The sequence below is a fragment of the Zobellia sp. 1_MG-2023 genome (genome assembly GCF_030549125.1).
In the GTDB taxonomy this organism is placed as follows: domain Bacteria; phylum Bacteroidota; class Bacteroidia; order Flavobacteriales; family Flavobacteriaceae; genus Zobellia; species Zobellia russellii.
On the sequence record NZ_JAUOSY010000007.1, the window covers coordinates 128,919 to 152,860 of the forward strand.

General features: G+C 39.5%; 19 protein-coding genes. 8 read left to right on the top strand and 11 right to left on the bottom strand.

Annotation, left to right across the window (positions count from 1 at the left end; genetic code table 11):
* The first annotated feature begins 64 nt into the window (after positions 1–64).
* Positions 65–3,475, top strand: a complete 3,411-nt coding sequence (locus Q4597_RS15025) for a HEAT repeat domain-containing protein (protein ID WP_303406879.1) — start codon at positions 65–67, stop codon at positions 3,473–3,475.
* 70 nt (positions 3,476–3,545) lie between these two features.
* Here Q4597_RS15025 and Q4597_RS15030 read toward each other — a convergent pair whose 3' ends face one another.
* Positions 3,546–4,487 carry a nitronate monooxygenase family protein gene (locus tag Q4597_RS15030; protein ID WP_303406880.1) on the bottom strand — a complete coding sequence of 314 codons (942 nt, stop codon included), beginning with the start codon at positions 4,485–4,487 and terminating at the stop codon, positions 3,546–3,548.
* 21 nt (positions 4,488–4,508) lie between these two features.
* Complete coding sequence (gene mnmA, locus Q4597_RS15035) at positions 4,509–5,699, bottom strand: tRNA 2-thiouridine(34) synthase MnmA (protein ID WP_215440946.1); 1,191 nt, start codon at positions 5,697–5,699, stop codon at positions 4,509–4,511.
* 226 nt (positions 5,700–5,925) lie between these two features.
* Here mnmA and Q4597_RS15040 point away from each other — a divergent pair, with 226 nt between their 5' ends.
* Positions 5,926–7,299, top strand: a complete 1,374-nt coding sequence (locus Q4597_RS15040; RefSeq protein WP_303406881.1) for a fasciclin domain-containing protein — start codon at positions 5,926–5,928, stop codon at positions 7,297–7,299.
* 375 nt (positions 7,300–7,674) lie between these two features.
* Here the strand turns inward: Q4597_RS15040 and yidC are convergent, their stop codons facing one another.
* The 3 genes from yidC to Q4597_RS15055 form a co-directional block, all read right to left on the bottom strand.
* On the bottom strand, positions 7,675–9,528 hold the full coding sequence (gene yidC / locus Q4597_RS15045; protein ID WP_303406883.1) for a membrane protein insertase YidC: 1,854 nt from the start codon (positions 9,526–9,528) through the stop codon (positions 7,675–7,677).
* A gap of 118 nt (positions 9,529–9,646) precedes the next feature.
* Positions 9,647–11,263, bottom strand: a complete 1,617-nt coding sequence (locus tag Q4597_RS15050) for a CTP synthase (RefSeq protein WP_303406885.1) — start codon at positions 11,261–11,263, stop codon at positions 9,647–9,649.
* A 58-nt stretch (positions 11,264–11,321) separates the two neighbouring features.
* Positions 11,322–11,555, bottom strand: a complete 234-nt coding sequence (locus tag Q4597_RS15055; RefSeq protein WP_215440954.1) for a DUF3820 family protein — start codon at positions 11,553–11,555, stop codon at positions 11,322–11,324.
* Positions 11,556–11,603: 48 nt separating this feature from the next.
* On the opposite strand from Q4597_RS15055, the gene Q4597_RS15060 reads away from it, so the two are divergent.
* Complete coding sequence (locus tag Q4597_RS15060; protein ID WP_303406887.1) at positions 11,604–12,473, top strand: hydroxypyruvate isomerase family protein; 870 nt, start codon at positions 11,604–11,606, stop codon at positions 12,471–12,473.
* 31 nt (positions 12,474–12,504) lie between these two features.
* Here the strand turns inward: Q4597_RS15060 and Q4597_RS15065 are convergent, their stop codons facing one another.
* Entirely contained in the window at positions 12,505–13,251 is a 747-nt protein-coding gene (locus tag Q4597_RS15065; protein ID WP_303406888.1) for a LytTR family DNA-binding domain-containing protein, read from the bottom strand.
* Positions 13,252–13,258: 7 nt separating this feature from the next.
* Complete coding sequence (locus Q4597_RS15070; RefSeq protein ID WP_303406889.1) at positions 13,259–15,364, bottom strand: tetratricopeptide repeat protein; 2,106 nt, start codon at positions 15,362–15,364, stop codon at positions 13,259–13,261.
* Between the two features lie 215 nt (positions 15,365–15,579).
* Between Q4597_RS15070 and Q4597_RS15075 the strand changes: the two genes are divergently transcribed.
* The 5 genes from Q4597_RS15075 (at position 15,580) to Q4597_RS15095 (ending at position 18,640) form a co-directional block, all read left to right on the top strand.
* Complete coding sequence (locus Q4597_RS15075; RefSeq protein WP_303406890.1) at positions 15,580–16,296, top strand: hypothetical protein; 717 nt, start codon at positions 15,580–15,582, stop codon at positions 16,294–16,296.
* A gap of 28 nt (positions 16,297–16,324) precedes the next feature.
* Positions 16,325–16,609 (top strand): hypothetical protein, encoded by a 285-nt coding sequence (locus Q4597_RS15080; RefSeq protein ID WP_215440964.1) that lies wholly within the window; start codon positions 16,325–16,327, stop codon positions 16,607–16,609.
* A 39-nt stretch (positions 16,610–16,648) separates the two neighbouring features.
* Entirely contained in the window at positions 16,649–17,191 is a 543-nt protein-coding gene (locus Q4597_RS15085; protein WP_303406891.1) for a hypothetical protein, read from the top strand.
* A 40-nt stretch (positions 17,192–17,231) separates the two neighbouring features.
* Positions 17,232–17,954, top strand: a complete 723-nt coding sequence (locus Q4597_RS15090) for a hypothetical protein (protein ID WP_303406892.1) — start codon at positions 17,232–17,234, stop codon at positions 17,952–17,954.
* Positions 17,955–18,109: 155 nt separating this feature from the next.
* Complete coding sequence (locus Q4597_RS15095) at positions 18,110–18,640, top strand: hypothetical protein (RefSeq protein WP_215440970.1); 531 nt, start codon at positions 18,110–18,112, stop codon at positions 18,638–18,640.
* 37 nt (positions 18,641–18,677) lie between these two features.
* Here Q4597_RS15095 and Q4597_RS15100 read toward each other — a convergent pair whose 3' ends face one another.
* From Q4597_RS15100 to guaA, 4 genes are all read right to left on the bottom strand, one after another.
* Positions 18,678–19,226, bottom strand: a complete 549-nt coding sequence (locus Q4597_RS15100) for a DUF922 domain-containing protein (RefSeq protein WP_246560691.1) — start codon at positions 19,224–19,226, stop codon at positions 18,678–18,680.
* Positions 19,214–19,618, bottom strand: coding sequence for an OsmC family protein (locus tag Q4597_RS15105; protein ID WP_215440972.1), 405 nt, complete (start codon positions 19,616–19,618; stop codon positions 19,214–19,216). The genes Q4597_RS15100 and Q4597_RS15105 overlap by 13 nt, the downstream gene beginning before the upstream one ends.
* A 94-nt stretch (positions 19,619–19,712) precedes the next feature.
* On the bottom strand, positions 19,713–21,884 hold the full coding sequence (locus Q4597_RS15110) for a LysM peptidoglycan-binding domain-containing protein (protein ID WP_303406893.1): 2,172 nt from the start codon (positions 21,882–21,884) through the stop codon (positions 19,713–19,715).
* A gap of 2 nt (positions 21,885–21,886) precedes the next feature.
* Positions 21,887–23,419, bottom strand: coding sequence for a glutamine-hydrolyzing GMP synthase (gene guaA, locus Q4597_RS15115; RefSeq protein ID WP_215912486.1), 1,533 nt, complete (start codon positions 23,417–23,419; stop codon positions 21,887–21,889).
* Between the last annotated feature and the right edge of the window lie 523 nt (positions 23,420–23,942).

A 23,942-nucleotide genomic window follows, 5' to 3' on the forward strand; every position in this document is an offset into this window, starting at 1 on the left:
GTTGTTTACTGTATTCATAATTGCCTATTTTTATCAGCTACTTACCAATGAATACAAAACAGTAATGACAAACAAAACCAAACTCACCCAATTAGTTGCAACATCGCTTCTAATCACCCTGTTCTGCGCTTGTGAATCCAAGCCAAAAAAACCAAAGGAAACCCCTCTGGTTATTATAGAAGATTCCCTTACCGAAGTCAGTAGGGCAAAAGAAATGCGAGAAGGCATTAGTCCTAAAATCGCGGACGGACTAGAACTAACGCTTTGGGCGTCAGATTCTTTGGCTCCAGACCCAATTGCCATGCAAATTGATGATGAAGGCAAAGTGTACCTTACACGTACCAATCGTCAGAAAAACTCGGAATTTGACATTAGAGGGCATCAAGATTGGATGACCGCTTCTATTTCCCTGCAATCCGTAGAGGACCGTCGCAAATTCCTTCACGAAACATTTGCCCCGGAAAAGAGCGAAGAAAATGAATGGTTCCCGGACCTTAATGAAGATGGTAGCCATGACTGGAAAGACCTTACTGTAGAAAAGGACGAAATCTGGATGCTAGAAGACACCAATAACAATGGCATTGCGGATAGATCTACCCGAATACTGGAAGATTTTAATGATGAAATTACAGACGTTGCCGGAGCGCTTTTAGTAAGAGAAGATGACGTTTTTGTTGGTGTAGGCCCGGATATGTGGCGTTTAACGGACACCAATGATGATTTAATCCTAGATGAAAAAACATCACTAGCACACGGTTTTGCCGTACACATTGGTTTTGCCGCCCACGGAATGTCCGGTGCCATAGAAGGCCCAGACGGTAAGATTTACTGGGGTATTGGCGATATTGGGGCTAACCTTACCACTGCAGAAGGCCAAACCCTGAAATACCCTAACCAAGGGGTTATTGTACGCTCCAATCCTGACGGAAGCAGCTTTGAAGTTTTTGCCAGAGGATTACGAAATACCCATGAATTTGTTTTTGATGCCTACGGAAACATCATCTCTTCCGATAACGATGGCGACCATGCCGGAGAAAGTGAAAGACTTGTTCACCTTGTTGAAGGTTCTGATTCCGGTTGGCGTTCCAATTGGCAGTACGGTAAATACACAGACCCTAAAAACAATGGTTACAAGGTTTGGATGGATGAAAAACTGTTTACCCCACGTTGGGAAGGGCAGGCCGCATATATTGTACCGCCCATTAAAAACTTTCATAACGGCCCTACCGGTATGACCTTTAACCCAGGTACGGCTTTAGGTAAGGACTGGCTCAACAAATTCTTTTTAGTAGAGTTCGTGGGTAACCCTGACCGATCCAATATTTGGGCCTTTGACTTAAAACCAAAAGGTGCTTCGTTTGAACTGAATACGGACAGAAGTATCTTGAGTGGCGTTCTACCAACAGGTATTCAATTTGGTCCGGATGGTGCCATGTACGTGGCCGACTGGGTAAATGGATGGAAAACTAAAAACTACGGACGCGTTTGGAAACTTGATGTTAGCGATGCCAAAAACGATTTAGCCGCAGAGCGAAAAGAAACAGAACGTCTTATGACCTTGGACTATGAAGAGCAATCTACGGACGAGTTGGTTCAATTGCTTTCTTATGGTGATATGCGTATTAGAAAAAAAGCACAGTTTCAATTGGTGAAAAATGGCTCAAAAGGTTACAAAGCCCTTAAAGAAGCGGCCGCTAAAAATTCCAACCAGTTTGCTCGTATACATGCTATTTGGGGAATAGGCCAATTGGCCGATAAAAAGGCATCCGAGGCAGAACCACTTGTTGCCTTGTTAGCCGACAATGACCCTGAGATCATTGCCCAGGCCGCTAAGGTTTTAGGCGATGTAAAATATACCGAAGCAGGCTCAAAATTAATACCGCTCTTAAAGCATAACAATCCAAGAGTGAAGTTCTTTGCGGCACAAGCTTTGGGTAGAATTAAAACCGAAGCCGCCATTCAACCGCTATTGGACCTTATTGTAGCCAACAATGACGAGGATGTGTATCTGAGACATGCGGCCGTTTTGGCATTGTCCAGAATTGGTAAAACCGAATCCATTACTACTCTGGCGCACAATCCAAACCGAAGCTTGAGAATAGCGGCCGTACTCGTTTTACGAAGACTTCAAGACCCTGCTGTTGCTGAATTTTTAAATGACGAAGACGAATACATTGTTACTGAGGCTGCAAGGGCAATCAATGATGATTTTTCCATTGAAGCCGCACTTCCCGCACTTGCGAATATGTTAACAGTGCAAAAATTCAACTCGGAGCCCTTGTTGAGAAGAGCAATTAATGCAGCACTTCGTGTAGGAGACGATAAAGCCCTTGAGAACCTCATTACTTTTGCCAAGGACAAAAACAGGTCTAATGTTCTAAGAGGTGAAGCTCTCGCTACAATTGGCACTTGGGCAGAACCTTCCGTCCTGGATAGAGTTGATGGTCGCTACCGTGGTGAAATTAAGAGAGACCCTAAGGTTGTAAAGCAAAAAATTGAAAAGGATATTCCAGATTTTATCGAGGACACCAATACAGATATTTTAATCGGTATAACCAACACACTGGCCAATTTGGGAATCGACTCTCATAACGATGCTCTTTTTTCCATTATGAAAAAACATAAGTCGCCAATGGTTAGGTCCGAAATTTTAAATGCCTTAGGAAAACTAGGTTTTGACAAAATTGAAACAGCCATGCAATATGGTATGAAGGATGCTGACAAGGATGTTCGTACTACGGCTATAGGACTGATGTCCAAAATGGAAATTTCAAAAGAAAATCTACCGAGTATCATAGGCCCTATTTTCAAAAAAGGTTCGGTTCGGGAGCAACAACAATTATTGAGTGTTCTAGGTGAACTTCCCGTTGAGAAAAGTGGAGAAGTTTTAGAAGGGTTGATAAAACAAGCTAGCGCAGACCGCCTAAAACAAAGTGTTATTCTAGACCTTATTGAGGCTGTGGAAGCCACAGAAGACGAAAACTTAATTGCACAGTTGAAACCCCTTAAAGAAAATGGAAATTCAATGGACGCGTTTAAGGAAACTCTAGTAGGTGGTAATTACCGCAATGGGCGAAACGTTTTCAACAAAAACCCAACAGCGCAATGTACCCGCTGTCATGCAATAGGTAGCGCAGGAGGCGATGTTGGACCTTCTCTAGAGAATATTGGTAATATTTTGACCAGAGAACAACTCTTGGAAGCACTTATAGAACCGAGCGCACGATTGGCACCCGGATATGGTAGTGTTTCGCTGACTTTAAAAGACGGTCAAAAAGTTAACGGAATCCTTGAAGCCGAAAACCATGAAGAACTAACACTTAGAACTTCCGAAGCAGAGCCTTTGGACATTCCTATTTCGAGAATAGAGAAACGAGAAAATATGCCATCGGCGATGCCGCCAATGGGCCGTTTAATTTCTAAAAGGGAATTACGAGACTTAATAGAGTACTTGGCCAATTTAAAAGAGGGCTAATAAGAAAAAAAATCCCTCCATAACCGGAGGGATTTTTTTTATCATGGGGTTTCCATTTATTCCATTCTTATTATAAAGATGCCATGGCCTTTTTTGCCATTTTAAATTCGGCCATCATATCCTCTACAATTCTTGCAGCAGGTTTAATATCATGGATCAGTGATGCTACTTGCCCAATTTCGAGTTCGCCCTCTTCCATATCACCTTCAAAAATACCTCGCTTGGCACGTGCCCTGCCCAGTAAAGAAATCAAATCTTCTTTGGAAGCTCCCTTAGCATAGGCATTCTGAACATCGTTATAAAACTTGTTTTTTATCAACCTGACGGGAGCCAATTCTTTTAAGGTAAGCTGTGTACCTCCTTCACCTGTTTCTACTACTTTTTGTTTGAACAATAGGTGTGATGATGCCTCATCACTCGCTACAAAGCGGCTACCTACTTGTACTGCATCCGCACCCAGTACCATTGTAGCAAGCATTGCGGCTCCGGTTGCAATTCCGCCTGCGGCAATTATGGGGATATCCAATTTTTCCTTTACTGCGGGAATCAAAGTAAGAGTTGTAGTTTCATTCCGGCCATTGTGCCCGCCGGCCTCAAAACCTTCGACAACTACGGCATCTACCCCTGCCTCTTGAGATTTTATCGCAAATTTTAAACTACTGACCACATGAACTACGGTGATTCCTTTTTCCTGTAAATAGGAGGTCCACGTTTTTGGGTTCCCTGCGGAAGTAAATACAATTTTTACACCTAAATCTACTATAATTTCCATGAGCTTATCCAAATCAGGATAAAGCATGGGCACATTTACACCAAAAGGCTTACGGGTTGCTTGTTGACATTTTTGAATGTGCTCCCTTAATACTTGCGGATACATACTACCAGCTCCTATTAACCCCAAACCACCGGCGTTGGAAACGGCAGAAGCTAATCGCCAACCACTAGTCCAAACCATACCCGCTTGAACAATAGGATATTCAATACCAAAAAGTTCCGTAATCCTGTTCCCCATGGAAAATATATTAAAGCCTGTCTATGAAATTACGCCCGAGCCAATAAGCTCGTCATCTAAGTACCAAGCAACAAACTGTCCTTCGGTAATAGCAGACTGCTTTTCTTCAAAATCTACGTATAGACCACCATCAATTTTATACAAAACAGCCTTTTGTAAAGGTTGACGATATCTAATGCGCGCCATTACCTCCATAGTTTCGTCTTCCTTGAGCGCTAAATCCGTTCGTACCCAATGGAGTTCATCATCTGTTACAAAAAGTGTTCTTCTATATAGGCCAGGATGCGATTTGCCCTGTCCTGTGTATATTACGTTTTCGTTTACATCTGTCTCAATTACAAACAAAGGCTCCTTAGTTCCCCCAACATCAAGGCCTTTTCTTTGCCCTTTGGTAAAGTAATGCGCCCCTTGATGCTCGCCCACAATTTTTCCGTCTTGAACCTGATAAACCGGTTTCTCAGAGAAAAAAGACAGCTCTGCATATTTATTCTTGAACTGAGGCAATTCTTTTTGATACTGGATAACATCCGAAGGCACCTCTACAATAACCCCTTTTTTAGGTTTCAGTTTTTGCTGAAGAAACTCTGGCAAACGCACTTTTCCTATAAAGCAAAGACCCTGGGAGTCTTTCTTATCGGCAGTAATCAAATTATTATCTGCGGCAATTTGTCTTACTTCAGGTTTATTCAAATGCCCTATCGGAAATAAGGTTTTAGATAATTGTTCTTGCGAAAGCTGACATAGAAAATAGGACTGATCTTTGTTGCCGTCTACACCTGCCAAAAGCTGATATGTTTCGGACCCATCATCATTTGTAATAGTTCCTTTTCTACAATAATGGCCCGTAGCTACGTAGTCTGCTCCCAATCCCAAGGCGATATCCATAAAGACATCAAACTTAATTTCTCGATTACAGAGCACGTCTGGATTAGGTGTACGTCCTTTTTCATATTCCGCAAACATATAATCTACAATACGTTCTTTGTATTGTACACTTAAATCTACCGTTTGGAAAGGTATGCCCAGTTTTTCAGCAACGATCAAAGCATCGTTACTATCTTCTAACCATGGACATTCTTCCGAAATAGTTACCGAGTCATCATGCCAATTCTTCATAAACAAGCCTATTACCTCATACCCTTGTTCTTTTAAAAGGTATGCGGTTACGCTTGAATCCACACCTCCTGAGAGGCCTACAACTACTTTTTTCATGAATATAAATAAGGCTACAAATTTAATCAATAAACACGGATACCACCTTTTCTAATTCAATTTTAGCATTTCATTAAATTTAAAAGTGTTCAACTTTTTATTAAAAGAGTTAAACAAAATAATATTTTTGTCATAGATTGCCGCAGATTTAACGTAGAAAGCAGATTAGATTTTGAGTCCATCTTTAATTCTATTCGCTTTAATATAAACCATTAACATTTTTATTATGATTCTCAACAACTTTAAGGGTCTTTTACCCCTTGCCCTAGCATCTATCTTATTTGTTTCGTGTAGTGATGATGACAACGCTCCCGAAATTCCACAAGAAATGCCTGAAACTACAATTGTAGATGTCGCCATTTCCGATTCCAATTTGTCTATTTTGGTAGAAGCCCTTGACGAAGCCGATTTAGTAACTACCCTTAAAGGTAACGGTCCTTTTACCGTATTTGCTCCTACGGATTCGGCTTTTCAAGCCTTTTTAGCAGATAACAATTTTTCATCTTTGGATGATATTCCTGAAGAAACCTTAAAGCAAGTACTTTTAAACCATGTGGTTGCAGGTAACGTTAAAGCGGCAGATTTAGAAACTGCTTATTATAGTTCATCTTCTACAGCCGGTGTAGATGGAAAAAACCTAAGTCTATACGTGAATACTATGGATGGGGTAACTATTAACGGTTCTTCTGTAGCTACAGCAGATATTGAAGCTTCCAATGGAACCATTCATGTTGTGGACAAGGTCATAGGTTTACCAAATGTTGTAAATCACGCTACGTACAATAGTGCTTTTACGGAATTGGTAGGTGCATTGACCGCTGATGGAAACACCGTATTTACGGATTTATTAAGTGGTACCGATCAAAAATTTACTGTTTTTGCTCCTACCAATGATGCTTTTACCGCATTTGAAAATCCTAACGGAAACGAATTAAACTCTATTCTATCTAACCACGTGATAGCCGGAGCAACTTTAGCCGCAGGTGATTTGAGCAATAGCTATGCGAATACTGCCGCTACCAATGAAGATGGTGATAATTTAAGTATCTATGTCAATACAGATGATGGCGTAACCTTAAATGGTTCCAGCAAGGTGATTATAGCTGATGTAGTTACTACAAACGGAATTATACATGCCGTAGATACCGTTATAGATTTACCCACTGTTGTAACGTTTGCCACTGCCGACAGTGAAAACTTTTCATCTTTAGTGGGTGCACTTACTTCTGAAGGACAACCTGATTTTGTCTCTATCCTAAGCTCTACTACCGAGAATAATCCATTTACGGTTTTTGCACCGGTGAACAACGCTTTTGCTGCTCTTACCACAGTTCCTGAAGGTGAAGATTTAACCGCTGTACTCACGCATCATGTAATTGCTGAAGCAAACATTGTTTCCTCCGATTTATCGGACGGTTTGGTTTCTCCTGCAACATTACAAGGTGATGCTTTAACTTTTTCCGCATCTGGAGACTCTTTTGAAATTACCGATGGAGCCGGAAATATGGGAATTGCCATAGTAAAAGCAGATGTTCAGGCCATAAATGGTGTCATTCACGCAGTAGATATGGTGCTTATTCCTAGCGCATCGGAAGACTAATCTAAACTATTACAACTATTGAAAAAGGTCGCTAAGTTAGCGACCTTTTTTTATTGACATTTTTCACAAAGTACTGATTTAATATAAGATATGTAAGATTGAATAGAGCGTTAAAATGGCATATGACCCGTATATTTTTTGAAGACGATGCTGAGTTAAACAACAATTAATTCAAGTGCCGAAATTACAAACAACACCGCTGCCTGTGTTAGCATACAAAAAAGGGCTCTTTACAACTCTCTTTTTTTAAAAGCTTGATTAAGCTGCATCTTTACAGTCCCAAATCTTATCAAACCAACCTAACTTTATGCTAAAAACCCCGACTTAACGTCAGGGTTTTTTTATTATAATAAAAAGGGTAAGTAAATTTTAGAACTACCTCTTGCCAGTTTTCTTTTGCTCTTCGGCCTGCTCCATCATCTCACGCATTCTTCTTTGGAACTTGTTCTCTTTCTTAGGCTTTTTCTTGTTCTCTTGAATCTGGGCATGAATTTTCTCATCATCAAGAATGAAGTTTTTAATAACCAACATAATACCAATAGTAATCATGTTAGATACAAAATAGTACAAACTCAATCCACTCGCGTAGTTATTGAAGAAAAACAACATCATAAGCGGCATTAAGTACATGATAAACTTCATGTTAGGCATACCTGGCTGCTGCGGCATATTCTGACCGGTTGTCATGGTCATATAAAAGAATATGGCAATAGAAGCCAATATTGGAAACAAACTAACGTGATCCCCATAAAATGGAATATCAAAAGGTAGATTGGCAACAACATCATAGGATGATAAATCATCTGCCCATAAAAATGATTTCTGGCGCAAAGCGAAGGATGTGGGGAAAAACATAAACAACGCATAGAAAATAGGCATTTGTAATAGCGCCGGTATACATCCGCTCATAGGGCTAACACCAGCTTTTCCGTACAGCTTCATTGTTTCTTGCTGCTTCTTCATGGCATTATCCTTGTACTTCTCTCCTAATTCCGCTAATTCAGGTTTTAGCACCTTCATTTTAGCTTGGGATAAATAGGATTTATACGTTACGGGAGACATTGCCAATCTTACCAAAATGGTCATCACAACAATGGCCACACCAAACGGTAAGAAAGAACTTAAGAAAGAATAGAATGGTGTAAACAAATATCTATTTAACCAACCAAAAATTCCCCATCCAAATGGTATGGAATCATCCAACCCTAATTCTTTGTATTGACTCAACACTTTTACATCTGTTGGCCCATAGTACCAATGCATATTCTGTGCTAGCTCACCTCCTGTTAGTTCTAAAGGCACTTTTGCACCGAACAGTTTAGTAAACTTCGTTTCCTTACTTTCTTCTTCCACCAAGTTTTTAGAAGTAAGTACGGCATTCTTAAAATTGGTCTTACCGGCCAGAATAGAACTAAAGAAATGTTGTCTATATGATAGCCATTTTACATCTTCTTCCGTTTCCTCATCATCGTTGGTAAGTGATAAGTAGCTTATTTTACCATCATCATGATTGTACGTAAGTTCCGTGTATCTATTCTCGTACTCTACGCTTTTATTATGACGAATACCCTTTAAGTTCCATTCTAAATCTATAGGTCTGCTACTGTCTATAATACCGTTAAGTCCTTGAGAACGTATGGTAAAATCTACAAGGTAATCTCCCTCTTTCATCTCATAACGGTACTCTAAAAAGTTATTAGGGCCCGCTTTGGCTTTCATAGAAAGCACTTTGTTACCGTTGCTCTCTGTTAAGGATGGCTCAAAATAAAGGTCTTGGGTGTTCAGCACACGGTTGTCCGAGGTTGTAAAATTCAGACCAAACGAAGCATTACCCTCGTGTATTAAATATACAGGAATAGAATCGTACGTATGGTATTGTTTCATACGCGCCTCTACAATCTGCCCACCTTTGTTGCTTATTTCCAAAGAAACCAAATCATTCTCTAACTTGGTAATTTTATCGGTTGGCTGCGTATACCCAAAGGCACCTATTTTACCTTGATAATTAGCTACAGCCGTAGAATCCTGAAGGTTTATTGCGGGAGACTGTGCTAAATTTTCAGATGGTAAAGCCTCACTGCCCTCCTCTTTAACAACTTGTTCCTGTTGTGCTTTTTCTGCCTCTAACTCTTCGGGAGTGGGCTGATTCTGATAAAACATAAATATCAATATCCCGAAAATCAGCACAAAACCGATTATGGAATTTATATCTACTTTCTTTTCTTCCATCTAAATAATTGTTAAAAGACCGCTTTCAATTTTAGAAAGCGATCATGTACAGGGGTTTGGTTCAGTCAATTAGCAAATATATGCCCAATTGCTCAAATTATGCCAGAATGGCATTAGTTTATTGTTTTTTATGTTTTAATGCCGCTTTTACAAACCCTACGAACAACGGATGCGGGCTAGCGACCGTACTTTTGTATTCCGGGTGGTATTGAACTCCAATAAACCAAGGATGCTCAGGTATTTCCACAATCTCTACAAGACCTGTTTCTTTGTTTATACCTGTAGCTTTAAGTCCACTTGCTTCCAGTTGCTCTTTAAAATCACTATTGAACTCGTAACGGTGTCGATGTCTTTCCGATATATTATCGGCTCCTTTATAAATTTCTTTTACCAGACTACCATCCAACAGCTCACAGTCCCATGCACCCAATCTCATGGTACCCCCTTTATTGGTGATGGTTTTCTGTTCTTCCATTAAGTTAATTACCGGATAAGGTGTTTTCTCATCCATTTCGGTTGAATTGGCATCTTCAAGCTCCAAAACATTACGGGAATATTCAATAACCGACATTTGCATGCCCAAACAAATACCTAAAAACGGAATGTTGTTCTCTCGTGCATACTGAACGGCTCTAATTTTACCTTCTATACCACGCTCTCCAAAACCTGGCGCTACAAGAATACCGTCTAAGTCCTTTAATTTTTTGTCAAGACTTTTTCCTGGTAAATGCTCAGAGTGAATGGATTTCACATTTACACGGACTTCATTAACCGCGCCCGCATGGATAAAAGATTCCAAAATAGATTTATATGAATCTTGAAGTTCTACATATTTACCAATAAGGCCAATATTCACCTCATTTTTAGGATTCTTATGTTTCTCTAAAAATTCTTTCCATTGTGTTAAATCAGGTTCTACTGTATCTGCCAGCGCTAATTTCTTTAGCACTACAGTATCCAGACCTTCTTCTTGCATCAACAAAGGAACGTCATAAATAGTAGAAGCATCAATAGATTGTATAACCGCTTCACGCCTCACATTACAGAAAAGCGCTAATTTTTCTTTTATCTCATCAGAAATTTCGTGTTCCGTACGACAAACAAGTACATCGGCCTTAATACCACTTTCCATTAAAGTCTTAACGGAATGTTGCGTTGGTTTTGTTTTCAGTTCACCTGCTGCAGAAAGATATGGCACAAGCGTTAAATGAATAACAATACCATTATTATCACCAAGCTCCCACAATAATTGTCTTACAGACTCTATATAAGGTAAGGACTCAATATCACCAACCGTTCCTCCTATTTCTGTAATTACAATGTCATACTCACCACTATTGCCCAATAACTGAACACGCCGCTTTATTTCATTAGTGATATGAGGTACAACCTGAACGGTTTTCCCTAAAAACTCTCCTCGGCGTTCTTTCTCAATTACACTTTGGTAGATACGACCTGTAGTTACGTTATTGGCCTGTGAGGTACGAACGTTCAAAAAACGCTCGTAATGCCCTAAATCCAGATCGGTCTCCGCTCCATCATCGGTCACATAGCATTCGCCATGTTCATACGGATTTAGCGTACCCGGATCTACGTTGATATACGGGTCTAATTTTTGTATCGTTGTCTTATAGCCACGTGCCTGTAGCAATTTGGCGAGCGATGCGGCTATAATACCTTTCCCTAGAGAAGAAGTAACACCTCCCGTAACGAAAATATACTTTGTCTGCGACATATTGGTGTTCTTTGTTACGGGGCACAAAGATATAAATCCCCTAGTGAAATCATAGGTATTACCTAGGAAAATCTTTTTGAATCTTATGAATTAACGGCTCTAATCCATTTATCTTAATTTCCAACATAGATTTAAGTAGTATTCCTAATTTTCCGTCAGGAAACCCCTTTTGTTGATACCAAACCAAATAGGGTTCCGGAAGTTGCACCAGATACCTACCTTTAAATTTCCCAAATGGCATTCTATAGTGTGCCAATTCTATTAACTTTTCTTTATCCGGAGCTATATTCATTTTTAAATCTAAAAATTTTATCTTTATTTTCGCCTAATAGCCAAAATTATGAAACGAAGAAAATTTATTGGTACATCTGCAGCCGCATCGGTTGGATTGGTGGCCTGCAAAACTACAAATGCCATGGCATCTCCAACTGCTGAAAGTGTAAAGTTAAAAGAAAATATTCACCATAGCGTTTGCCGTTGGTGCTACAAGGATATTCCTATGGAAGATTTCCTAAAAAGCTTAAACGAACTTGGCATTAAGGCAATGGACCTTACTGGTCCTGAAGATTGGCCTTTAATGGAAAAATACGGAATTCATGCTTCTATGTGCTGGGGCGCCGGTTTTGGCATTGAAAAAGGTTGGAACGACCTTTCTTTGCACGAAGAACTTATTGCAGATTACTCACAACACATTCCAAAAGTAGCTGAAGCAGGCTATACCAACCTTATTTGCTTTAGCGGTAACAGAAACGGAATGGATGATGCAGAAGGACTTAAAAACTGCGCTGAAGGACTAAAAAAAATAATGCCTATTGCAGAGAAACATGGCGTAGTCCTTCAAATGGAGCTTTTGAACTCTAAAGTAAACCACCCGGATTACATGTGCGATACCAGTGCTTGGGGCATAGAACTTTGCAAAGCTATAGGTTCAGAGCATTTTAAACTATTATATGACATCTACCACATGCAAATTATGGAAGGTGACATTATTAGAAATATTCAAGATTACCATCAATATTTTGGACACTACCACACCGGAGGAAATCCAGGAAGAAACGAAATAAACGATACTCAAGAGCTTTTTTACCCTGCAATCATGAAAGCAATTCTTGCTACAGGTTTTAAAGGCTACGTGGCCCAAGAATTCATACCCACATGGGACGATCAAATTGCAGCCTTAAAAGAAGGCGTTACCATTTGTGATGTATAAAATTACCAGCCTCCCTTCGGGGAGGTTTTTTTTAGCCCATTAATTTCTTTAAAAAATCTTCTTTTCTCCGCACCGCCACTTCTATATGCGAACCATCGTTCATAAGTGCGTAGCCACCTTTACCCTTTACATACTTATCCACACAAGTTAAATTAATCAAATGCGATTGATGTGTCCTGTAAAAATGATGCTTATCCAACAATGCCTCAAAATACTTTAATGTTTTGGCTACGGTAAGTTTCTTATCATCCTTTAAATACAGATGCGTATAGTTAATATCCGATTGGCAGCGAACAATATCTTTTATGGCAATCATAGAAAGGCCATCTACGGTAGGTACCGCTATTTTCTGAAAATCACTGGTCTTTTGCCCCTCAAGATTTTGGAACAAGACTTCCATTTTCTGAGATATCTCTTGGAGCGAAATTTTCTTTTTTAGCTTTTCCAAGGCTATATGCAAGTCATCTTCCGCAATTGGTTTTAAGAGATAGTCCAATGCCGAAAACTTAAAAGCCTCTAGAGCGTAATTATCATAACCCGTTGTAAAAATAACCTCAAAATTAATGCTCGGCACCGCCTGTAGCAATTCAAACCCGGTTTTATTGTGTAACTGTATATCCAAAAAAACTACTTGTGGGCTATATCTTTTTATGGCGTCCAGACCTTCCTCATATGAGGAGGCCACTTCCTGTACTTCTACCGTACCGTAGGTTTTCAGCAATAAAAGTAACCTATCCTGACAATGCTTTTCATCATCAACTATAATCGCTTTCAACATAAATTCTTTAAAATTGAAGTTCCAAAGGCAGTTTTAACTCCACGCGAAGCCCTTCTTCCTTATCGAACATTTGGATGCTTCCTTTTTCTTTTTTCAACTGGTTTATAATATCAAGCCTGTTCTTGGTTATTTTAAGTCCCATTGAAGTCTTTCCTTTTTTTGCTGCACCATTCATTTTTCGCCCTACCCCATCATCATCTACCTTACAGACTAAAAACTGCCCCTCGGTTTTCACCGAAATATCTATATGCCCCATAGCCTCTTTTTTTGATAGCCCATGCCAGATACTATTTTCTATAAAAGGCTGCAAGATTAGTGGTGGCACCATGGTATTCTCAACATCTACATCTTCGCCCACCTTAAAGGAATACACGAATTTGTCCTTTAAACGTAATCCTTCAATTTGCATATAGAGCTCCGTAAGTTCAAGGTCTTCTTCCAGCGGAATCCATTTTTTCTCGGAACTCTCCAAAATGGCCCTAATGAGTTTAGAAAACTTCACCAAAAATGTATTGGCGGTCTGCAAATCGTTCTTGGCCATATAATCACTAATGGAGTTCATGGCATTAAAAATAAAATGGGGATTCATTTGTGAGCGAAGTGCCTTTAGTTCGGTTTCCGCTACCTTGGTCTTGAATTCGGAAATTTTCTTTTCGGACAAGACCCGTTCTCTTTTTTTATACAGTTGAAAGGCAATAACCGAAAAAATAACAATCAAAAGTGCCCCGAGGGACAAACCCGTTATCATTAGTTTTTGACGTTCCATTTCTGCATTAGATACAGCTTGTTCCTTTTCATGTGTAGCCAAAAGGGCAGATTTTTCTTTTTCGTACTCGTAATCTGCCTCAAGAAGTGCTATTTCTTCTTTTTTCTCTACGGAAGCAAAACTATCTCGCAACACTACGGCATCGGTTTTATTCTTAAATGCCTGTTTATAATTTCCTGTTGCACTTTGCAAACTTGCCAGCTGTTCAAGAGCATTGAACTGTAAGTTTATACTACCTGCTTCTTTAGCATATCTATACGAAGTCTTGTAATTTTCTTCGGCAAGCACCATTTTTTTATCCGCTCCTAAAAAATAACAGTCGCCCAAAGAACGATGTACTATTGCCAGGTTATTGGTATTCTTTAACTTCTCGTATATTTCCTGTGTCTGTTTAAAATAGGGCACTGCCTTAGCGTATTTTCCCATTTCAGTATATGCGATTCCCATATTGGTCAACGCACTGGCCATACCTCTTTCATTGGTATTACTTTCCATGATATCATAAGCCTTCCTATAACTCTCAATGGCCTTTTCCGAGTTTCCGGTGTCATTATAAACCCGCCCAAGATTGGTTAGCGCATTCGCCACACCTTCCTGAAAATCACTCTTCTCAAAAAACAAAAGGGCTTGCTTTTGGTATTTTTCCGACTCTTTAAACTTTTCCAATCTAGCATATAACAGTCCTATATTGCTAAGAATAGATGCATATTGACGATTCTCAGTAAGCCCCAAATCCTCATAAATACGCTTAGCATCCAAGTAGCTTTTGATGGCCTCAGGATATTTAGAGAGGTACATATAATTAATGCCGATGCTATTTAACATTTTAGCCATTAAAAAGCTATCCTTGGCTTGCTCAAAAACCTCGTACGCCTTACGGTTGTTATCGTTAGCCTTGGCATAGTCCGATTCATTAAAATACACCAAACCCTTATTATAAATTAACCTGGCAACACCCTTTAGGTCATTGTTCTCCTCTCGTATTTTCATAGCCAAGTCATACGATTCCAAAGCCAGCGAGTCCATACCCAATGCGCTATAGTTATGCCCCCTGTAGGCATATGCAGTAGCCGTGCCTTCATAATTTCGCAATTGAAGCCCCAAATCTATAGCCTCTTGAGATGTATCTACCCCAGATTGGGGGTCAACGGAATAGTAGGTATACGCTAGCTCGTTCAAAGTTTTTAACCTAACTGAATCCTGATTCGTGGTTTTACGTAAAAGGAGAGTTAAACTATCAATTTTGGACCGCTGCGCTTCTACTGTATACACTGATAACAGAAGGAATAGAACAAGGCTGGTTATTCTAAAAAAATGCATTGGCGCAGTTGGTATATGGTTCTCCAAATTTAACAGTTTAGCAGAAGTGAGCACCACACAGGCAGAATAAATATTGTGATAAATTGTTCTTTTTGAGGTTTGTACATATAAAAATACAGAAATTACGATTATATCAAAAAAACCAACACATACCTCAACGATCATCACAGTTAATAAATGCCTATGGTACGGTAGGCCGCTTCTTCTTACTTTCATCGTACCAAACCAAACATCCAACTCCCATGATGAAGAACCACTACCAGCACAAATTTTTAATTATCTTCATCGCACTCTCCCTTTGCTTTGCTGTTGGATGTGACAATCATCCCATAAACGAATTAGCCGAAGACCTTTCAGATGAATTTGAAGAAATAGACAAAGAACAAGAAGAACAGAAACAAGAGGAAGAACAAGAAGAACAGAAAGAAGAAGAAGAAGAAGAAGAAGAAGAAGAAGAAGAAGAAGAAGCCTTATATACTGGTTCTATGATTGCTATTGCTAACAGCAATGAATTTCAATCATCTGAATATTTAAAACAATTCAATACCATTTATGCAAGCATTACAAAGAACGATGAGCTATTTACGGTATACATCTCAGGTTACGACATAAGCTTAGGGCTGGTAAATGCTAAAACAATTATTTTATGGGCCGTAGGAGAAGACTTTTCCACTCTCAAAGCAGGCAAAACCTGGGATTCCCCCCTAGTAGATTTTCTCCACGAAGGAGTGATTGCAAATTATTACGAAAGTGAAGTGACAGATGACAATGAGAACGAAGACGATGACCCTAACCTTGAAGAAGTAGATAATATTTATCTAAAAATTACTGCAATTGATTTCGAAAATCAAAAATTTTCTGGTGAATTCAATTTTGCGGGAAAAACTGAAGACGGCACATCCATTACCGTAACCGATGGCAAGTTTACCGATTACTATTTTGAATATAACGAACAATAACATCCTCACCCACAAACCTCTAAAAACCATGAAAAAATCCATAATCTATTTTTCAGCTTTTCTTTTAGCCTTGTCTACTTTTATTAATTGCTCCGTAAAAGATGTTGTAGACGACCTTAGCGACACACAAAAAGCACTTGATTGCGCCCGTTTAATTGAAGACATTGATGAAAAATGGGACGACGAGAATAGAGATTGTGATGATATAAAGTCTGATGTAGCAAAAATTCTGGACACTTGTAAAGATTTTATAAGCGAAGAACAAAAATCTCAACTGGAATTCTATGCCGCAAATTGCGACACAGCCAATTAATGATATTACAATAAACTTAACCTCACTTTGTTTTTCTAAATGAATGCAATAAACCTGAACCATTACCGCACTAATCTGCTGCTACTGGGTCTAAATCTATCCGTCCCAAAAAGCAAGTACTTAAGCAAGAGAAAAAACAAAAAGGACACCTGTAGTACTTCAGGAGTGATACGATTGTTCGGAAAAGAGACCCCAAATTTGGGAACGTCCTTAAAAATCGGAAACCTTGCCGTAGGCAGCTCCGCTATTGGAAAAACCATCTTACTTACAGATATCCACACCAAAATAAATGAATACGGCCCTAAGCCCAAAGATTGTCAAAACTATTTTCTGATCACTGGCCTAGACCTAAGAACAACATCTGCCAACAGTTCTTTCAGCTCCTTGTCCGTAAATATCACAATGGAGGGGGTAGCGTACAAATACACCACTCCCCCACCCATTTCCAACAACAAGTTACAGCAAACGACCAGTTACCTCATCGACTTGAAAAAAAAGGAAATTCAATTTTTAGAAACAAAAGTTGTCAATACTAAAACAAATTCTGTCTTGACCATGAACGGCACAGTAACCTGGACATAACTCCAAAACTAAAAACGCAAATATCTAAACATCGCGAACAATGAATTTACCGAAAATAGTATCCATATACACACTTATACTCCTACTGAGCACCACCATATCCTGTTCCGAAGATAATTCAACCATAGACCCTCCCGTTCCAAAAGAGCAAAGCGAAGAAGACCCGGTTACAGAAGAAGAGAACGAGAGCACCACCGAAGAGGAACAAGAAGAGGAAACCAACGAAGAAGAGGAAGTGGAAGAAAGTCCGCAAGAAGAAGAAGAAGAAGAAGAAGAAGAAGAAGAAGAAGAAGAAGAAGAAGAAGAAGAAGAAGAAACAACTAACAATTTTGGTACTATAGAATTGTCCGGTGATGAAACCTCTGATGTTGGCACTGAGCTCGTTGTTGGACACATTGCCGTTGGTCGTGCAGATTTGACAGGCACGGAAAAATCAGTGATTTTAACGGACGAAAACACTCCAATTACAGAAGAAGGACCAGAACCTAAAAACCTTGACAAAGGCTTTGTTCTTATAGGTGGAGACGACCTTAATGCCGGTGGAACTACTTCTGCAGAAAAAGATATCTCTATGGTCATTTTTATTAACGGTGAAGAATACCGCTTTGGATGTTCCGTACCTAGCAGCGGAAACTTTATTTATTGCGGCGCCGACTACAATATAGATTTTGATAAAAAGGAAATGGTTTTTAATGAAACCACAGTTGTTAATACCGAAACGAAAGTAACTTTGACCATGAACGGCACTATTACATGGGAATAGCTCCTATATAAAGAAAAAACATGCTTTTGCAACCTATAAATAAAATGGTGTTCTATACCGAATTCACAAGTCAAAAGAAACCAATTAAAAAATATGTACGTAATTTTACCGGGAATTTTATTCTAAATAACAACGTTACACTAAACACTATTACAATGAAAAAAACACTTACACTATTAGCTGCCTTTACGTTTGTAGTGCAGCTTGCATCCGCCCAGGAATTTGAAGTAGGCTCAAACGTAATTAACGTAGGTCTTGGCTTAGGAGGATATTACGGCGGATACGACACTTCTACACAAAGTCCCGTATTCAGTGCTAGCTACGAAAGAGGCGTTTGGGATGTTCCTGGCCCCGGTGTTGTTAGTCTTGGTGGATACCTTGGTTACAAAAAGTTCACCTATGACAGCAACTTCAACAATGCGGACTATAGCTGGTCCTATACGGTCATAGGAGCTCGTGGCGCCTATCACTATACCGGTTTTGATATTGATAACCTGGATGTATACGGTGGGGCTATGATATCTATGCGTATTTATAACGGTGATGATTTTAACGACCTAAATAGCAGACCTGGCGCAACCGCTTTTGTTGGTGGTCGTTGGTACTTTACAGACAGTATTGCCGGTTTTGCAGAAGCGGGTTATGGTGCTGCCTTCCTAACACTAGGAGCTTCTTTTAGGTTCTAACAGCCTAGAAATAAAATATTAAAAGCCTTCTTAGAATTTAATTCTGAGAAGGCTTTTCTTCTTTAAGTGCAGCTTTAATTTCTTGGTTCCAGAGCAACTGCTTTTGCAAGTCTCTGGAAAAATTGGTCTCCCTATCGTATTTGTTCTGAAAGTTGCTTAGCTCTTTTAAAATAGATTTATATATAGCCCTCACTTCCGCCTTGGCATCCATTGTAAATTGAGTCTTGGCCAACCGCTCCCGCATTTTCCTAGCATAGAGCTCGGATATATCAAAATGTAACTGCTCATGGCTTAAAATAATTGAATCGCATAATTCCGGGCGATACCATGATTTATTGGGGTAAAATTCGCTCTGCACTACAAAATCCAAATAGAGCTGCCCATTTTTCTTAAAAGATGAAAACGAGTAACTAATACCGCTGGCCGTTGTTGCTGCGGCCCATTCGGTTTTAAAATAACTGCCCTTAAAATCGGACCATTGCAGTTTTCTGTCCGCATCCCAAACCATGATTTCTTCCTCTTGGGAAAAAACCATACCGGTCACCAACAAGCAAAAGGCCCAAAGGCTGTTTTTTAGAGCTCCCAATGAAATGTGATTACCTTTTCTATATCCGGATGCAAACTGTAGTGCACGGGGCACGTCATTGCCGTATGCTCCAAGATTTTTCTATCCTTCTCCGAAACATCCGAAGGTAAAATGAGTTTGGCTTCAATTTTAGAGATACGTCTTGGTCCGGCAGCCATGTGCTTCTTGATTTCCACCGTAGAACCATCCAACTTTACCCCTAGTCCTTTGGCCTTTATCCCCATCATAGTAACCATGCAGCTCCCCAACCCGGTAGCTACTGTATCAGTTGGTGAAAAAGCCTGTCCCAGACCATTATTATCTACGGGAGCGTCCGTAATGAAAGTGTTACCGGAGCGCACATGTTCACAAGTGGTTCTTAATTCTCCGTTGTAGGTTACTTTTGAAGTCATACTAAATTGGGTTTAGAATTTATTGTTCTATTCGTAAACCCTAAGTTAGTACTACCTGATTCAAAAAAGAAATAATTTTTACTGATTTCTAAACTTACTCCGCCTCTTTTATCCGAAGGTCCTCAAACATTAAAACGTAGGATGATTGATTAAAGTAACCAGAAGCTCCATGCTTTTCATAATCAAACTTACTACCGGAATACTCCGTTTCACCAATAACCTTGGAAGCTTCCATTAAATTATTCTTGTACGCCAGCTTCAATAGAAGGTCATACGTAATATCAAAACCACGTACGGCATATCTATCCGGAGTACTTCCAAATCGTTTTTCATATCGTTTAGAAAATGAATCGTTTGAAGCTGTTTTATACACGGATGGGTAGGTGAAATGTAAATTTGATAAGTGGGCATTACTGATTACCTCGTTATCAAAAGCATTGTTTTTATTTGTAGTGAACATGCGCACTTTTATATCCTCTGTATTCCTAGAGTTTAATATAGAACTTACACTTGAAACCAATTTGAAATTATCGGTCTCTACAAAAACCCAGTTATCCGAATCTTCAGAAAGAAGCTCCGTTAACTTTTCTATGTTAATGCCGATGTTCTTTTCCTCTTGGGCCACTTTTAATGTATCGGCACCGGGAAAGCTTGCTAACAGTTGTTTTTGCACAGCTTTGTTCTTGTCATCTGCAATAATGATAATATGCTGCTCAGCAGTGCGCTTTTCCTGTACATAGCTTATCAGACGGTCACGTAGCACCTTCTCAGAAGTATAAGAAAAGAAAACATTGGACAAACTTAAATCGCTCTTAGCGGGAATAGGCGCTACAAGAGGAACTTGTTTACCACTAGCCCTTACCGCAGTCTCTTTCAAGGAAGGCATATCCAACGGACCTACAATTGCACCGTACCCGGAAAGATTCTCTCCTTGAAGGATTTCTTTGGTTCTTGCCAAGCTCAGTTGATTATCAAAAGTTTTAACATCTACTGAAATTCCTAAATCTGCAATAGAATCAATTGCTACCAATGCCCCCGAGTAAAGCCCCAAACTATACTTAAGACTATTTCTTTTATCTATGATATTAGCTACGCGGTTTTTATCACTTAAGTCCAACTTATCCAATCGGAAAGGCAAAAGAAACATCAACTTTGGCTTGTTCTGCGTGTTAACACTATCCACAAGATTGATTTTATCCAACACCAATGAATTACGAACCTCAAAATTACCTTCCTGTTCTTTAGGCAATTTTAGTATCATACCTGCTTTTAACCCTTGGGACAAATCCGGATTCAATGCTAAAAGTTCTTTATAACTTATACCGAATTTACGAGTAAGTGAGAATTCGGTTTGTTTTGGCTTTACCTCATAAAAATTAAAGTTCTCCGTATTAATGGCTCCGCTATCCGCTTTTTTCTGCGGAATACGAATTACCATACCTTCTTTTAAGCCACCTCTTTCTGTAATTTCAGGATTCAAGCGAACGATATCATCCGATTTTACTCCAAATTTCTGCTCTAACTGAAAGAAATTCATTTTAGGAGGAACCGTGTACGAAGTATACAGTTCTGTTTGCTGGTTATCTACAGTGCTTCCCGCAATCTTTGGCAATTTTAATTCTTGCCCTACGGCTAAGTAGTCATTGGATTTTGACAACTCAGGATTTAAGACCACCATACTATCTACAGTAATTCCATACTTATAAGCAATACTCCATCTGGTTTCTTTGGGAGCAACCTCATAGATTTCAAAATCATCTTCGTTAACAACAATCTCGTCTTCCGGTTTTACCCTGCGGTATTTCGGAATCTTCAATGTCATTTTTCTTTTTAGTTGCGAAGAGTACAATTCTGGATTGTATTTCTTAATTGCTTCTTCGGTAATGTGAAACCGTTTCGCAATACTGTACAATGTTTCCTTTTTCTTTACTCGGTACGATGTAAATCCAATAGGCTCTTCTTGCTCTTCGCCCTCATCTTTTTTCACGGATGCGGGCTCTACTTTTCTTGTAGATTGAGAGGCAACTTCCTTGGCTTTACTATCCTTAGGAATAACCAATATTGTATTAGCCCTCAGCTCATCACCGCGTTTTACCTCTTTGTTTAATTTAAGTATGGTTTCAGTATCCAATCTATACTGTTTTGCTATACCCTCCAAGGTCTCACCCTTCTTTACGGCATGCGTGGTAAACTTCTGTGCAGAAGCTTTGCACCCCACAAAAACGAACAATACTAATGTTAGACCTACTTTAAAAAACTGATTCATATTTATTCCCATTCAATGGTTGCCGGCGGCTTAGAACTTATGTCGTACACAACCCTGTTAACGCCCGGCACTTTGTTGATAATATCGTTTGATGTCTTTTGCAAGAATTCGTAGGGTAAATTCACCCAATCGGCGGTCATACCATCGGTACTTTCTACAGCTCGCAAAGCTACGCATTTTTCGTAAGTACGCTCATCTCCCATAACCCCTACACTATTTACGGGCAAAAGCATTGCTCCGGCCTGCCAAACCTTATCATAAAGGCCCCAATCACGCAATCCCTGTATAAAGATATGATCCACCTCCTGTAGTATAGACACCTTTTCCGGCGTAATGTCACCCAAAATACGAATTGCTAGTCCAGGACCAGGAAAAGGATGTCTTCCCAAGCGCTCATCACCTATGGCCATACTCTTACCTACGCGCCTAACCTCATCCTTGAACAACATTTTTAAAGGCTCTACCACTTTTAGCTTCATAAAATCCGGCAAACCACCTACATTATGGTGACTTTTAATTGTTGCCGATGGACCTCCGGTAGCAGAAACCGACTCAATTACATCTGGATAAATAGTGCCTTGTGCCAACCACTTTACATCCTGCACTAGGTGCGCCTCATCATCAAAAACATCTATAAACACCTTTCCTATTATCTTTCTTTTCTTCTCCGGGTCACTTTCTCCGGCAAGGGCATCCAAAAAGCGTGCCGAAGCATCAACTCCTTTTACATTAAGCCCCATATGCTCGTACTGATCAAGTACGTCCTGAAACTCGTTCTTTCTTAAAAGACCGTTATTCACGAAAATGCAATAAAGATTCTTTCCAATAGCCTTATGGAGTAACACAGCTGCAACCGTAGAATCTACTCCACCGGACAAACCGAGCACAACTTTATCGTTACCTATTTTCTGTTTTAGCTCTGCCACGGTCAAATCAACAAACGCATCCGGCGTCCAAGTTTGTTCCACTCCAGCGATGTTTACCAAGAAGTTTTCCAGTATTTTTTTTCCATCTGTAGAGTGATAAACCTCTGGGTGAAATTGAATAGCATAAGTATCCTCGTTTTCAATCTTATACGCAGCACGTTCAACATCATGTGTACTTGCCAAAACTACTCCGTTTTCAGGAAGTTCTTGTATGGTATCACTATGGCTCATCCAGACTTGACTACCTTCCAAAACACCTTCAAAAAACGCTTCGCCAGATTTAATATAGGACAGATTTGCACGACCATATTCCCTAGTATTGGAAGGCGCCACATTGCCGCCACCAAAGTGAGCCAAGTATTGCGCTCCATAACAAACCGCCAATAAAGGTTTCTTGCCTTTGATTTCGGACAGGTCCGGATGCGGAGCATCATCGGCCCGTACCGAGAAAGGGGAACCCGACAGGATTACCGCCTTATAAGAGGATAAGTCCTCCGGTGGCTTGTTATACGGCTTTATTTCACAAAAAATGTTGAGTTCTCTAACCCTTCTAGCGATGAGTTGTGTGTACTGAGAACCGAAATCGAGTATAAGGACGTTGTTTTGCATGGCCAAAAATAGCAAATTCCATTCTCCCAAAAAGACTCTTTTTACATATTTATAATCGGTTTTTTAACAATCGCCCCAAATAACAGAATCACAACAGTAGGGAGTAAGCCAAATTGAAAATTAAAATTCTTACAATTCAAAAAATACCCACCCAAAAGATTCATCAAAAGCTAAATTTTTCACAATACCCAAAAGTCCATCTCAACGTTCATTTTTCAATTTTTTCACAAAAATTTCCAAGGATTTCGCTCAAAAAAGAGCGATTTCAAAGAAAATACAAAAATCGAAATCAACACTTCATTACAAATAATTTAAAACACTGGTTTTAAATAAATTAAATTAATTCCTACAAAGTGTTAAATTATGTTAAAATTAACCTTTTTTAGCTATTTTACGTGGTAATCTTGGCCGATTGGGTTTCGGACGCAGAAAAAACCAAAAACCATTTTTGACCTCTCTTGATGTTCATTTTATTTATCTTTTTGTTAACAGCATGCTTTAAAGATTATAACTTTCTTGCGTA